This window comes from Mesorhizobium sp. WSM4904 (assembly GCF_029674545.1).
Lineage (GTDB): Bacteria > Pseudomonadota > Alphaproteobacteria > Rhizobiales > Rhizobiaceae > Mesorhizobium.
Genome location: NZ_CP121354.1, coordinates 4,816,083 through 4,829,032, shown reverse-complemented (window position 1 = coordinate 4,829,032; position 12,950 = coordinate 4,816,083). Strand labels below are relative to the sequence as shown.

Genomic DNA, 12,950 nt, shown 5'->3' with positions numbered 1-12,950 from the left:
CGCGCGGTTCACAGGCGCGGCGAAGAACGGAAGGCCTCGGGAATGATATCCGGTCGGACGGGATCGGCATCTTCAGGGACCACGTGCGAGTCGAGCTGGGCGTATTCGGTCGGCACGACGAATCCGCCAAGATCGATTATCTCCATATGCACCTCGTTTTCCTTCACCGGACTTGGCGAAAGAGAGTCAATATCCGGATGGGAATCTATGACCGTCCCGCCCGTCCCAAACTTGACGTCTTTATAAACGAGCCTGCTATCGCCAGGCACCGGTGCGAGCTGAACTCTCTTGCGTAGCCAGTCGTAGAGACCCGAAGTGGCGTCAATCTCTACCTGTTGGGCAATCCATTGACCAGTGAGGGTGAACCTCAAAGAGATTTCGGTCATGAACGCCGAATGAGTTCCTTGCTGGATAAGGACTGGCGGTCTGAATCTAAAGCGAAGGTAATGCGTTCCCTTCACCACACGATTGTGCGTCACGAATAGGATGACTCGGTGTTGCAGCCATGCGAATACGGAGGCGCTTTCAAAGGTTATTGCCTCCACGGCCCAGGCCGCGACGCTGCCAGACACGACCTTGATGTCGATATCGGCTTTCATCGACAGATTGATCCGTCGAGCGTAGATCTCATCGAAGACCTTGTAGCGAATGCGAGGGTCAGCTTCTTTCAATATCCCGATAAGACCGATGCCCACCCTACGTGCCTTTCGCATTGCATCCGTCGAAAAGCCGGCATTGCTGCAAATCAGGGTAAGATCGATCCCGAGATCTCGACGCTTCGAATCGGCGGCATCGATTATGCCGATCCCTATTCGGCGTTTCCGCGAATCGTAGTCCTTGCATTCAATCAGGACCCGCCTGGGCACATCGTCGACGGTGCCGGTAATCAGCACGTCGACCTCCCGTCGACCGTCGGGGCCTTCTACCCATTCCCCGACCGTCACCTGAGCGGCGGGGTCAAACTGCTTCGCTACGTCGCCAACGACCTGTTCATAGGGTCGACCTAGCTTGGTCACTGACTTTTCCTCATCAGAGATCGCGCGGATAGTCGTTCTCGAAAATGCCCGCCTCACGTCGGGCCTGGCGTTCTTTGCGCGCGGCTACCCCATCGTGCAGCACGTATAGCAGAGCACTCGCATCCGACACATCCTCGAAAAGAGTTTTCGGGAGGAGGTAATGCGAAGCGAGCGTGTTGAGCACACCGGCCAATGCCGCCAAAGCGTCATCGACCTGCCTTTCGCTCGCAGGCGCCAGCGACCGTGCGGCCGGGTTCACACGCATGTCGAGATTGTTGTGGCCGATCAAGTTGTTTCGCCAGTCACGACAGAACTCCTGAGCCTTCATGGCGAGATCGACTTCGGCTCTGACGGCTTCGGCCGTGGTCTGATCGGCAATGAGGTCTGCCAGCCGCCGCACGGTAAGAGTCGCATGTCCGGCGATCGTCGGCCTGTCGGTCAGGCGCGAGATGGAAAGCAGCACCTGATGCCAGATGTTGTCTTGGATGAGGCCAAAGAAACCGCCGGCAGCGCTGTTCAAGAGGTCGACTCGCGATTCCCTTGTCCCGAATAAGATTTTGTATTGGCCCCAGACCAAATAGATGTTCGATAGCTCTTGTATGAGTTCGGCATAGATAGCGCCGAGCTCCTGACCCATGGCGATCTCACAGTCAGCGCGCGACTGATCGGCAGTCTTTGTGGTCACGTTTGTCCTCAAAGCGCTCAGCGAATTTCGCCGCACCTCGGAATTTAGATCGATAGCCGATTTTTCCAAAGAAAGGAATATAATCCTTGTTCGTGCGAAGACGCCTACAAGCAACGACCGCAGAACCCGAAACCAGGGCTCGAGCAAATCAGATGGCATGCGGCAAGAAACCAGCGCTCTGCCTTGAAATCCGCGCTTTATTCCTGCCGCGCCATCCGCTAAAAGCCACGCCATGACGAGCTTTTCGCGCCTTTTCGCGATCGCGATACGAATTACGGGCCCGGTGTTCCGGGCGGCCTGAGCGCCGCCGGAGCCGCCGGGAAGTTTCGCGCGCGCCCCTCGCGCTTTTTCCAGAACATGATACTTCAGCGCCCGAGCGCCCGCCGCCGGGCAATTGAGATGACAGATCGATGACCGACACCCCAGTGACCGATACCGCTGAAACGATCGACTATTCCAGCACGCTTTACCTGCCGCGGACGGATTTCCCGATGCGCGCGGGCCTGCCCGAGAAGGAACCGGTGCTGGTCAAGCGCTGGCAGGACTTAGACCTTTACCGCAAGCTGCGCGAAGAGGCCGCCGGGCGCGAGAAATTCGTGCTGCATGACGGCCCGCCCTACGCCAACGGCAACATCCATATCGGCCATGCGCTGAACAAGATCCTCAAGGACGTCATCAACCGGTCCTTCCAGATGCGCGGCTACGACGCCAATTACGTGCCCGGCTGGGACTGCCACGGCCTGCCGATCGAATGGAAGATCGAGGAGCAGTATCGCGCCAAGGGCAAGAACAAGGACGAGGTGCCGGTCAACGAGTTCCGCAGGGAATGCCGCGACTTCGCCCAGCATTGGATCAAGGTGCAGGGCGACGAGTTCCAGCGCCTCGGCGTCATCGGCGATTTCCACAATCCCTACACCACCATGGCCTACCACGCCGAGGCGCGGATCGCCGGCGAGCTGTTGAAGTTCGCCATGTCCGGCCAGCTCTATCGCGGCTCCAAGCCGGTGATGTGGAGCGTCGTCGAGCGCACCGCGCTCGCCGAGGCCGAGGTCGAGTACCAGGACTATGAGAGCGACACGATCTGGGTGAAGTTCCCGGTCGCCAGTCTCGCCCAGCCGGTCGCCGGCGCCGACACGACACCGGCATTGAGCGAGACCGCGCTCGATCTCGTCGAGGCGCATGTCGTCATCTGGACGACGACGCCCTGGACCATCCCCGGCAACCGCGCCGTCAGCTATTCGCCGCGCGTCGGCTACGGTCTTTACGAGGTCACGGCGGCGGAAAACGCCTTCGGCCCGCAGCCCGGCGAGAAGCTGATCTTCGCCGACGCGCTCGCCGATGAAAGCGCCGCCAAGGCCAAGGTCACCTTGAACCGGCTTCACAGCGTCTCAAGCGAACAGCTTGCAAGCCTTACGCTTTCGCATCCCTTCAAGGGCCTCGGCGGCGGCTACGAATTCCCGGTGCCGATGGTTGCCGGCGAGCATGTCACCGACGACGCCGGTACCGGCTTCGTGCACACCGCGCCCAGCCACGGTCGCGAGGACTTCGATGCCTGGATGGATGCGGTGGCAGAGCTGCTCAAGCGCGGCGTCGACACCACGATCCCGTTCCCGGTCGACGACGCAGGCTTCTTCACCAAGGACGCGCCCGGCTTCGGCCCGGACCGCGAGGGCGGTGCCGCGCGCGTCATCGACGACAGCGGCAAGAAGGGCAACGCCAACCAGGCGGTCATCGACGAGCTGATCAAGCGCAACGCGCTCTTCGCGCGCGGCCGGCTGAAGCACAGCTATCCGCATTCCTGGCGCTCGAAGAAGCCGGTCATCTTCCGCAACACGCCGCAATGGTTCGTCTATATGGACAAGGACCTCGGCGACGGCACGACGCTGCGCAGCCGCGCGCTGAAGGCGATCGACGACACCCGCTTCGTGCCGGCGGCGGGCCAGAACCGCATTCGTGCCATGATCGAGGAACGGCCCGACTGGGTGCTGTCGCGCCAGCGCGCCTGGGGCGTGCCGATCGCCGTCTTTGCCGACGAGGACGGCAACGTGCTGAAGGACGAGGCCGTCAACCAGCGCATCATGGACGCCTTCGAGAAGGAGGGCGCCGACGCCTGGTTCGCGCCCGGCGCCAAGGAACGTTTCCTCGGCAATCACGACGCATCGAAATGGCACCAGGTCAGGGACATCCTCGATGTCTGGTTCGATTCCGGCTCGACGCATGTCTTCACGCTGGAGGATCGTCCGGATCTCAAATGGCCGGCCGACGTCTATCTCGAAGGTTCCGACCAGCACCGCGGCTGGTTCCATTCCTCGTTGCTCGAAAGCTGCGGCACCAGGGGCAGGGCGCCCTACGACACGGTCATCACCCATGGTTTCACCATGGACGAGGAAGGCCGCAAGATGTCGAAGTCGCTCGGCAACACCGTCGTGCCGCAGGACGTGATAAAACAGTCCGGCGCCGATATCCTCAGGCTCTGGGTGGTGACGACCGACTATTGGGAAGACCAGCGGCTCGGCAAGAACGTGCTGCAGACCAATATCGACGCCTACCGCAAGCTCAGGAACACGATCCGCTGGATGCTGGGCACGCTGGCCCATGACGATGGCGAGGACGTGCCGTTGGAGACCATGCCGGAGCTGGAGCGGCTGATGCTGCACCGGCTATCCGAGCTCGACGAGGTGGTGCGCCAGGGCTACGACGCCTTCGAGTTCAAGCGCATCACCCGCGTGCTGCTGGACTTCATGGTGGTCGAGCTCTCGGCCTTCTACTTCGACATTCGCAAGGACGCGCTCTATTGCGACGCCCCATCCAGCCTGCGCCGCAAGGCGGCCGTGCAGGTCGTGCGCCACCTTTTCGAATGCCTGGTGAAGTGGCTGTCGCCGATGCTGCCCTTCACCATGGAGGAGGCCTGGCTCGACCGTCACCCGGATGCCGTCTCGGTGCATCTCGACCAGTTCCCGAGGATCCCGGAAAACTGGCGCAACGAGGCGCTGGCCGAGAAGTGGCGCAAGGTCCGGCAGGTGCGCCGCGTCGTCACCGGCGCGCTCGAGATCGCTCGCGCGGAAAAACTGATCGGTTCCTCGCTGGAAGCCGTGCCGGTGGTCACCATCGACGACGCCGCCCTGGAAGCCGCGATCGCCGATGTGGACATGGCCGAGATGGCGATCACCAGCGACCTCGTCATCCAGCACGGCACGGCGCCTGAGGGCGCTTTCACTCTCGACGATGTCAAGGGCGTCGCTGTGGTCGTGGAAAAGGCCGAGGATCGCGGTCTGGTCAAATGTGCGCGCTCCTGGCGCTACACGGCCGATGTCGGGCAGGACCCGGAATTCCCGGACGTCTCGGCCCGCGACGCGGCTGTGCTGCACGAGCTCAAAGCGCTTGGGCGGCTCTAGCTGCATGTCGTCCAAAAGTGTGCGGCGGTTTTGGGACAACGACATGCACCATCAAACAAGTGCAAAAGTGCCACGCCGGGCGGCGCAAATCCGTCCGCGCGTTGCCCTTGATAAGCGGTTGAGGTAAACACGCGGCACTCCGGCAGACAAATTGTCGCCGGATTTCCATCGCAAATGCGGGGAAGAAGGGGACCGCGCCCCTGTGGCCGGTGGCGACCGAAAGGCTTTAGAGTGGGACTTTTTGGCATGACCGAAAGAACGTTTGCGCGCGCCGCGCTGCTGGCGCCGCTTGTGGCATCGGCCTTCGCCATGTCCGGCTGCGTCAGTTCGCCCACCTACGGAACCGATAAGACTGCTGCCGCCCAGCTTTTCGACGACGTTTCCGGCGCCGCCTCGATCACGCCGAAGCACCGCGATCCGATCGACTACAAGCCGCGCCCCGACCTGGTGAAGCCGGCGCCGGGACAGAAGGAAAACCTGCCGCCGCCGCAGGAAAGCATCCAGACGGCGAGCGCCGACTGGCCGGAATCGCCCGAGGCGCGCCGCGCCCGTATCCGCGCCGACGCCACCGCCCACCAGAATGATCCGAACTATCAGCCGGAAGCCGTCGAGGATGTGCAGACCGATCCGGTGGCGGTGAAGAAGGCGATGGCCGATTCGGCGTCCAGCCATCCGCCGCGCTGGTCGCCGGACGATTCCAGCGCGACCCGCACCGCCGAGATTCAGCGCCGCCTTGCCGAGCAGAAGCAGGGCAATCCCAATGTCCGCAAATATCTGAGCGAGCCGCCGCTCGCCTATCGTCAGGCCGCCGACACCGCGCCGCAGAACGAGCTCGGCGAGGACGAATACAAGAAGGAGCGCCGGCTGAAGGCGCAGGCGGAAGGCAAGAAGAGCGGCGGCTGGTTCGACTGGCTGGGTCTGTGAATAGTGAATAGTGAATATTTCCTCTGCGCTATTCACAAACTGCTAACTTACTACTCACTACTTGCACCATTCACCATTCACCATTCACCATTCACCATTCACCATTCCGTCTCTCGCGAAAGAACTCCTTCAGGATGAGAGCGGCTTGGCTTTCGCCCAGCCCGGGATAGATATCGGGCGTGTGGTGGCAGGTGGGTGAAGTGAAGAAGCGCACGCCGTTGACCACCGCGCCGCCTTTCTCGTCTGCGGCGCCGAAATAAAGTCGCCGCAACCGTGCGAACGAGATGGCGCCGGCGCACATGGTACAGGGCTCCAGCGTCACATAGAGGTCGTGACCGGTAAGCCGTTCGCTGGCGAGCCTTTGGCAGGCTTCGCGGATCGCCAGCATCTCGGCATGGGCGGTCGGGTCGGCGAGCTCGCGCGTGCGGTTGCCTGCCTTCGCCACTACAGTGCTGCCATTGGCAATCACCGCGCCGACCGGCACTTCGCCGCGGCTTGCGGCCGCCTCGGCCTCCTGGAGGGCCAAAGCCATGAAATCCGGCCGCCTCACGCGGTTTCCATTCCGATTACTCCTCGCCACCCGATGGTGATCCTGTTATCTAGCGCGAGACCCTGAAAACCGGAATCGGTTTTTGCCGCGCTGACATATGCGCAAAAATCAAGACGACACTGCCTGCGTTGGGCGCCCGAAAAGGCGGGCGGCATCGTAGCAGCTTTAAGAAGAGCCAAGGTAATGGACGACAACGACAAGAAATTTCCGCGCAAGGGTGCGGGCAAAGGCGGATCGAGGCCGGCAGGCCCGCGCGGCCGCGGCGGAGCCGCGGGCAGCAATAGCAAGCCATCCTTCGGCGGCAAGAAGCCGTTCGCCAAGCGCGACCGGTCGATGGCCGCGGATGGCGAGCGCCCGGCGCGCGATTTCAAGCGCAGCTACAAGCCGCGTGAAGTGGGCGAGGGTGGAGAGCGTGGCGAAAGACCGTTCCGCAAGGGCCCGCCACGCGAGGGCAAGCCCTTCGAGAAGCGCGAGGGCCGCAAACCCTACACGCCGCGCGGCGACCGGCCCGTAGCCGCCGAAGGCGAGCGCGGCGAACGGCGCTTCGACCGCCCCAAGCGCGACTTCGGCGACCGCCCCAAGCGAGATTTCGCCGATCGCCCGCCGCGCGCCGCCGCGGGAAAGCCCGAGGGCGGCTTCAAGCCGCGCCCGCGGCCTTCGCAAGCAGTGCCGGAAGTCGGCGAGCGCATCGCCAAGCGGTTGGCGCGCGCCGGCATTGCCTCGCGCCGCGACGCCGAGGAACTGATCGCCGCCGGCCGCATCAAGGTCAACGGCAAGGTGCTGTCCTCGCCGGCCTTCAACGTCATGGCCGACGACGTCATCCATCTCGACGGCACGGAAATCCCGCCGATCGAGCGCACGCGGCTGTTCCTGTTCCACAAGCCGGCGGGCGTCGTGACCACCAACCGCGATCCGGAGGGCCGCAAGACCGTCTTCGAGGTGCTGCCCGCCGACCTGCCGCGGCTGATGACCGTCGGCCGTCTCGACATCAACACCGAAGGGTTGCTGCTGCTCACCAATGACGGCGGGCTGTCGCGGGTGCTCGAATTGCCGGCCACCGGCTGGCTGCGGCGCTATCGCGTGCGCGTCCACGGCAAGGTCGCGGAGAGCGCGCTGGCCGCCTTGCGCGACGGCATTGCCGTCGACGGCGTCTTCTACGGTTCGGTCGAAGCCTCGCTCGATCGCGAGCAGGGCAGCAACGCCTGGCTGACGATCGGTCTGCGCGAGGGCAAGAACCGCGAGGTGAAGAACATTCTGGGCGCGCTTGGCCTGGACGTGACGCGGCTCATCCGCATCTCCTACGGGCCGTTCCAGTTGAACGAGCTGCCCGAAGGCCACGTGCTGGAGATCAAGGGCCGCACGCTGCGCGAGCAGCTCGGCGAGCGGCTGGTCGAGGAGTCCGGCGCCAACTTCGAGGCGGAAATCCAAAAGCCTTTCTCCAACAAGCCGGTGCGGCGTAGCGAGCCGCGCCGCGACGAGGGCGAGCGGGCGAAATTCTCGCGTGACGGCGACCGCCGGCCGATCGGCGAGGGCGGGCTGATCAAGGCCCGCAAGCGCCGCGAAGGCAGCCGCGACGAGGCGCTGAGCAAGCTTTCGACGAAGCCGGAAAGGGTCTTCGGCGAACGCGGCCCCAAGTTCGACAAATCCGAACGCGGCTTCGGCAAGTCCGGCCGTGACTTCGGCGGCAAGAAAGGCGAGCCGCGCCCGATCGAGCCGCCCGGTCAGCGCAAGGCCAATGTCTGGATGGCGCCGGGAGCGCGCCCCATAGGCAAGGGAAGGGCGGAGGCCGACGCCGCGAAGGCTGCCGAGGCTAAGGCGCGCAAGGCATCGTTCAAGCCCGGCGGCAAGGGCAAGCCGTTCGGCAAGCCAAAGGGCGATCGGTCCGAGGGAAGCGGTGGCGACAGGCCAAGGGGTCCGAGGGGCGGCAATGCGGATCGTCGGCGGTGAGTTTCGCGGGCGTCCGCTGGCGACGCCGCGTTCGAATGCCATCCGCCCGACCACCGACCGCACCCGCGAGGCGGTGTTCAACGTGCTGGCGCATCGCCATGCCGAAAAGCTCGAAGGCGGCCGCGTGCTCGATCTCTTTGCCGGCACCGGCGCGCTTGGGCTGGAGGCGCTGTCGCGCGGCGCCTCCTATTGTGTCTTCATCGAGGAATCGACGGAAGGGCGCGGGCTGATCCGCGAGAATGTCGAGGCCTTCGGGCTCACCGGCCGGACGAAGATCTTCCGTCGCGACGCCACCCATCTCGGCGAGGCCGGCACGCTCTCGCCCTTCGGCCTTGTCTTCGCCGATCCGCCCTACGGCAAGGGCCTCGGCGAGCGCGCGCTGCGTTCCGCCAAGGCCGGCGGCTGGCTGTTGCCCGGCGCGCTCTGTGTCGTCGAGGAGGCGGCCTCCGCGTCGTTCGAGCCGGGCGCGGGTTTTTCGGTGGTGGACGAGCGCGGCTATGGCGATACGGTGATCCGCTTCATCGAGGTTGCGTAAACGCCGCCTCGAAAATGACGAACAATTCACTTTGCCTCGCCAGCGAAGCTTTTCTATCGTCGCGCGACCGGGACGGAGCATTTGATGACATTCACGACCAGAGGGCTGCGCGCAGCATTCCTTGCCGGCGCATTGGCACTAGCTCTACAGGCGCCGGCGCACGCCGCGGTCGACGCGGAGGTCAAGGACTTCCTGCTCGACAACGGCATGGAAGTGGTGGTCATCCCGGACCATCGCGCGCCCATCGTCACCCATATGGTGTGGTACAAGATCGGCAGCGCCGACGAGCCGCCCGGCAAGTCCGGCATCGCGCATTTCTTCGAGCATCTGATGTTCAAGGCGACAAGCAACCACGCTGCCGGCGAGTTCGACCGGGCCGTTGCCGACATCGGCGGCTCGAACAACGCTTTCACCTCTTATGACTACACCGCCTTTCATGAGACGGTGCCGCCCTCGGCGCTCGAGCAGATGATGGGATTCGAGGCCGACCGCATGCGCAACCTCGTCCTCACCGACGACGTCATCAAGACCGAGCGCGATGTGATCCTGGAGGAGCGCCGCTCGCGCATCGACAGCAATCCGCAAGCGGTGCTCGACGAGGAGGTCGACGCGACGCTCTGGCAGAACCAGCCCTACCGCATTCCGGTGATCGGCTGGATGCAGGAAATGGAAAAGCTGAATCGCGAGGATGCCAAGGCCTTTTACGACACCTTCTACCGGCCGAACAACGCCGTGGTGATTGTCGCCGGCGATGTCGATCCGGACGCGGTGAAGGCGATGGCCGAAAGGACCTACGGGAAGGTGGCGCGCGGGCCGGATCTGCGGCCGCGCATCCGCCCGGTCGAGCCAGAGCAGAACACACGGCGCACCGTCACGCTGACCGACGCGCGCGTCTCGGTGCCGAGCTTTTCCACGCAATGGGTGGTGCCGTCCTATCATACCGCCAAGCCCGGCGAGGCGGAGGCGCTCGACCTTCTGGCCGAGATCCTGGGTGGCGACAACCGCAGTCGGCTATACCAGCAGCTGGTGGTCAGAGAGGGCATCGCCTCCGAGGCCGGCGCCTTCTTCCAAGGCACCATGCTCGACGCCACCAACTTCACCGTCTATGCTTCGCCGCGCGGCGACGCCAAGCTTTCCGAAGTCGAAGCCGCCGTCGGCGCCGAGATCGCCCGCATCGCCAAGGACGGCGTGACCGACGACGAGCTGGAGCGGGCCAAGACACGCTATGTCCGCTCCATGATTTTCACCCGCGACAAGCAGGACGACATGGCCAATATGTACGGCTCGACGCTCGCCACCGGCGGCAACGTGAAGGATGTCCAGGAATGGCCCGACCGCATTCGCAAGGTGACGGCCGCAGAGGTCAAGGCAGCGGCAACCCGCTACCTCGTGCTCGACCGCTCGACGACCGGCTATCTCCTGCCGCAGCAACAGGCGGGGAATTGATGATGAGCGTGGTTTGCGGACGCCGGCAGTTCTTCCCTTCTCCCCTTGTGGGGTCCGAAGGACGGGGCGAGACCCGTGGCTCGCCCCCGGGCGGTGGATCGGCGCGCAGCGCCGAGACGGATGAGGAGTGTTGGAAGAAACGCGACCTCTCTGGTCGGGCATCGAGAACTGGCGACCTCCAAGGTCGCACTTCGTCCAGCACCCCTCATCCGTCGCCTTCGGCGACACCTTCTCCCACAAGGGGAGAAGGGAAGGTGGCGCGCATCTTCGTCACCCTTTGCTTTGCCATGTTCTTCCTGCTGCTGCCGGCGTTGGCCGCCCGCGCGGAGATGAACATCCAGGAGGTGAAGTCGAAAAAGGGGATCACCGCCTGGCTGGTGGAGGACCATTCGATCCCGCTGGTTGCCATCCGCTTCGTCTTCGACGGCGGCACCGCGCAGGACCCCGCCGGCAAGGAAGGGCTGGTCAACCTGATGACCGGGTTGTTCGACGAGGGTGCCGGCGACCTCGACAGCGAGGCCTTCCAGTCGAAGCTCGACGACGCCGGCGCCGAGATGAGTTTTGAGGCGGCGCGCGACGGCACCTATGGCTCGATGCGCATGCTGTCCGAACAGAAGGACGAGGCCTTCGGCCTGCTGAAGCTGGCGGTGAACAGCCCGCGCTTCGACGAGGCGCCGATCGAGCGCATCCGCGCCCAGGTGCTCTCCGGCATCCTCGCCAATGAGCGCGATCCGAACACGATCGGCCAGCAGCGCTGGCTGCGTGCAATCTATGGCGAACATCCCTATGCGCGGCCGGATCAGGGCACCAGGGATAGCCTGGCCACCATCACGGCCGCGGATATCAGGGCCTTCCACAGGGCGAATTTCGCGCGCGGCGGCCTGCATGTAGCGGTGGTGGGCGACATCGACGCCGCGACGCTGAGCGCCAAACTGGACGAGGTGTTCGGCGATCTGCCGGACAAGCAGACGCTGGCCCGGGTGAGCGACGTGGCACCGAAGCTCGGCCAGCAGCTCGAGGTGAATTACGACCTGCCGCAAACCTCCCTGCAGCTTGCCTGGCCTGGCGTGAAACGGAGCGATCCCGATTTCTACGCCGCCGTGCTGATGAACGAGATTCTCGGCGGCTCGACATTCACGTCGCGGCTTTACGAGGAGGTGCGCGAGAAACGCGGTCTTGCCTATGGCGTCAGCTCCGATCTCGTCGATCATGAGCATTCCAACGCGCTGCTGGTCACGACGGCGACGCGCTCCGATCGCGCTGCCGAGACGCTCTCGATCGTGCGCCAGGTGGTGAAGGAGATGGCGGAGAAGGGGCCGACGGAAGAAGAGCTCGCGGCGACAAAGAAATACATGATCGGCGCTTACGCCATCAACAATCTGGACTCCTCCACCTCCATCGCCGCGACGCTGGTCGAGCTGCAGCTCGACAATCTCGGCATCGACTACATCAAGCGCCGTGCCGCGCTGATCGGCGCGGTGACGCTTGCAGACGTCAAAGCCGAGGCGAGGAAGCTCCTGTCAGCCGATCCGGCGGTGATGGTGATCGGTCCGCCGCTGGTGCGGGTGGCGGGAAGCGGCAAGGGATGAGCCCGACCTTCGCGGTTGCCTTCGGCGGCGGCGGCGCGCGGGGACTGGCGCATATCCATGCCATCGAGGCGCTGGACGAGCTCGGCATCAGGCCGGTGGCGATCGCCGGCTCCTCCATCGGCGCCATCATGGGCGCCGGCATGGCTGCCGGCATGCGAGGTGCGGAGATCCACTTCTATGCCCGCTCGATCCTCGGCAGCCGCGCCGAGGTGGCCGCGCGCATGTGGCGCTCGCGGCCGGGCACGATCGCCGAAGCCATGCAGGGCGGCATCCGCGTCGGCCAGTTCAATGTCGAGCGCATCCTGAAAGCCTTTTTGCCCGACGCCATCCCGGCGACCTTCGAAGAGCTGAAAATCCCGCTCAAGGTGACGGCGACCGATTACTTCGGCCACAAGCTCGCGGTCTTCGCGGAGGGCGACCTGCAATCGGCGCTGGCGGCGTCGGCCGCCATTCCAGCGGTGTTCCGCCCGGTGACGCGCGACGGCCGCGTGCTGATCGACGGCGGCATCTACAACCCCGTGCCCTTCGATCTCGTCGAGAAGGATGCCGACATCATCATCGCCATCGACGTGGTGGGGGCGCCGAGCGATGCCGAGCGCAAGCATCCGACCACGGTCGACCTGATGTATGGCGCGACGCAATTGATGATGCAGTCGATCATCGCCAACAAGCTGCGGCAGCACCCGCCGGACATCCTCATCCGCCCCGCCGTCTCGAAATATCGCGTGCTCGACTTCCTGAAGATCGAGACGCTGATGGCCGACACCGCCGAGATCAAGGACGAGCTGAAGCGCGCGGTCGAGAAGGCGGTTGTGGAGCACGGCGGCTAACGAGGCAAGAGGGCGGCGCGAATCATGTCGGGA

At 64.3% G+C, this 12,950-nt stretch carries 10 protein-coding genes; 7 read left to right on the top strand and 3 right to left on the bottom strand.

All coding sequences use genetic code 11. The features are described from left to right. Nucleotides 1-8 precede the first annotated feature (8 nt). The gene (locus QAZ47_RS23180; RefSeq protein WP_278230866.1) at nt 9-1,016 is read right to left on the bottom strand and encodes a hypothetical protein; all 1,008 of its coding nucleotides are present in this window, start codon (nt 1,014-1,016) and stop codon (nt 9-11) included. 13 nt (nt 1,017-1,029) lie between these two features. After that, nucleotides 1,030-1,701 carry a hypothetical protein gene (locus tag QAZ47_RS23175; protein WP_278230865.1) on the bottom strand — a complete coding sequence of 224 codons (672 nt, stop codon included), beginning with the start codon at nt 1,699-1,701 and terminating at the stop codon, nt 1,030-1,032. 410 nt (nt 1,702-2,111) lie between these two features. Here QAZ47_RS23175 and ileS point away from each other — a divergent pair, with 410 nt between their 5' ends. Together ileS and QAZ47_RS23165 are read left to right on the top strand one after the other, a co-directional pair. Further along, a complete protein-coding gene (ileS, locus tag QAZ47_RS23170) occupies nt 2,112-5,096 on the top strand; it encodes an isoleucine--tRNA ligase (RefSeq protein ID WP_278230864.1) in 2,985 nt (994 codons plus the stop codon). 246 nt (nt 5,097-5,342) lie between these two features. Further along, complete coding sequence (locus tag QAZ47_RS23165; RefSeq protein WP_278203077.1) at nt 5,343-6,020, top strand: hypothetical protein; 678 nt, start codon at nt 5,343-5,345, stop codon at nt 6,018-6,020. Between the two features lie 91 nt (nt 6,021-6,111). Here the strand turns inward: QAZ47_RS23165 and QAZ47_RS23160 are convergent, their stop codons facing one another. Further along, nucleotides 6,112-6,570, bottom strand: a complete 459-nt coding sequence (locus QAZ47_RS23160; protein ID WP_278230863.1) for a nucleoside deaminase — start codon at nt 6,568-6,570, stop codon at nt 6,112-6,114. A 183-nt stretch (nt 6,571-6,753) separates the two neighbouring features. Here QAZ47_RS23160 and QAZ47_RS23155 point away from each other — a divergent pair, with 183 nt between their 5' ends. The 5 genes from QAZ47_RS23155 to QAZ47_RS23135 all read left to right on the top strand — a co-directional run bounded on the left by QAZ47_RS23155 (nt 6,754) and on the right by QAZ47_RS23135 (nt 12,917). Then, nucleotides 6,754-8,517 (top strand): pseudouridine synthase, encoded by a 1,764-nt coding sequence (locus QAZ47_RS23155; RefSeq protein ID WP_278230862.1) that lies wholly within the window; start codon nt 6,754-6,756, stop codon nt 8,515-8,517. Continuing rightward, a complete protein-coding gene (gene rsmD, locus QAZ47_RS23150) occupies nt 8,498-9,052 on the top strand; it encodes a 16S rRNA (guanine(966)-N(2))-methyltransferase RsmD (protein ID WP_278230861.1) in 555 nt (184 codons plus the stop codon). Before QAZ47_RS23155 ends, rsmD begins: the two co-directional genes overlap by 20 nt. A gap of 84 nt (nt 9,053-9,136) precedes the next feature. Then, complete coding sequence (locus tag QAZ47_RS23145; RefSeq protein WP_278230860.1) at nt 9,137-10,498, top strand: pitrilysin family protein; 1,362 nt, start codon at nt 9,137-9,139, stop codon at nt 10,496-10,498. Between the two features lie 287 nt (nt 10,499-10,785). Further along, complete coding sequence (locus QAZ47_RS23140; RefSeq protein WP_278233854.1) at nt 10,786-12,087, top strand: pitrilysin family protein; 1,302 nt, start codon at nt 10,786-10,788, stop codon at nt 12,085-12,087. Next, entirely contained in the window at nt 12,084-12,917 is an 834-nt protein-coding gene (locus tag QAZ47_RS23135; RefSeq protein WP_278230859.1) for a patatin-like phospholipase family protein, read from the top strand. The genes QAZ47_RS23140 and QAZ47_RS23135 overlap by 4 nt, the downstream gene beginning before the upstream one ends. The last annotated feature ends 33 nt before the right edge of the window (nt 12,918-12,950 follow it).

Coding starts and splice junctions, on each gene's coding strand:
- QAZ47_RS23140 (WP_278233854.1), top strand. CDS start 10,786: ATGTTCTTCCTGCTGCTGCCGGCGTTGGCCGCCCGCGCGGAGATGAAC.
- ileS (WP_278230864.1), top strand. CDS start 2,112: ATGACCGACACCCCAGTGACCGATACCGCTGAAACGATCGACTATTCC.
- rsmD (WP_278230861.1), top strand. CDS start 8,498: ATGCGGATCGTCGGCGGTGAGTTTCGCGGGCGTCCGCTGGCGACGCCG.
- QAZ47_RS23135 (WP_278230859.1), top strand. CDS start 12,084: ATGAGCCCGACCTTCGCGGTTGCCTTCGGCGGCGGCGGCGCGCGGGGA.
- QAZ47_RS23145 (WP_278230860.1), top strand. CDS start 9,137: ATGACATTCACGACCAGAGGGCTGCGCGCAGCATTCCTTGCCGGCGCA.
- QAZ47_RS23155 (WP_278230862.1), top strand. CDS start 6,754: ATGGACGACAACGACAAGAAATTTCCGCGCAAGGGTGCGGGCAAAGGC.
- QAZ47_RS23165 (WP_278203077.1), top strand. CDS start 5,343: ATGACCGAAAGAACGTTTGCGCGCGCCGCGCTGCTGGCGCCGCTTGTG.